The sequence below is a fragment of the Corynebacterium sp. KPL2895 genome (assembly GCF_040225815.1).
Lineage (GTDB): Bacteria > Actinomycetota > Actinomycetes > Mycobacteriales > Mycobacteriaceae > Corynebacterium > Corynebacterium rhinophilum.
The window spans coordinates 1-625 of record NZ_JBEHFY010000061.1 but is presented as its reverse complement, the minus strand read 5'-3'; the positions used below and the strand labels follow the sequence as shown (position 1 = coordinate 625).

Below are 625 nucleotides of genomic sequence, written 5' to 3'. Positions count from 1 at the left end.
AAACGCGATGCCGTGGCCCTCTATGAGAACAATGAGGACCTCTCGCTGAACAAAGCATCAGCAGAGCTCGGTATCAACCGTGCCTCGCTGCATTCATGGGTCAAGAAGCATGGCACCGGCAAACGCGCCCGCACTAAAGCCCTGCAGGATAAAGCCCAGCCGGTAGATGATTCCGAGCGGATCCGCCAGTTAGAAAAAGAACAAGCACAACTGCGCGAAGAATGTGACATCCTGCGCAAGGCCGCCACACATTTTGACTACTAAAGTAGGCCCACTGGCAAGCAGCCTTATTCCCCGACGTGTCCACTTTCCAGCGTCAAGTCCCGTTCTATTGTCGATCTTGGATTATTCATTATGGAAACGCTAGGCTTTATTGTGAAAGCCTCGGAACGATCCCTGCACTACGAAAGTAGGAGTAAATCGCCGAGGTTATTGATTTTTCCGGGCAACTATTTCCTTCCGCAACGGCACGAGGCTTACCACGGGTTACAGATACACCACACTAGTGGACGCAACCGAACGGTTCGAACCGAAACAGCGAACTCTGCAGGGTCAAGTCCGTTTGAGTGGTGTTTCTACCTTTCGATAGAGCATGCAGTGTGATGGTGTCAGGGGCCAGCACGTG

Annotated in this window: 1 protein-coding gene; it reads left to right on the top strand. The window is 52.3% G+C overall.

Annotated features, from left to right (window positions below):
- Positions 1–264 (top strand): transposase (locus ABRP95_RS12065; RefSeq protein WP_349839495.1); only part of this gene is annotated, 264 nt, incomplete at its 5' end.
- Positions 265–625: the final 361 nt, after the last annotated feature.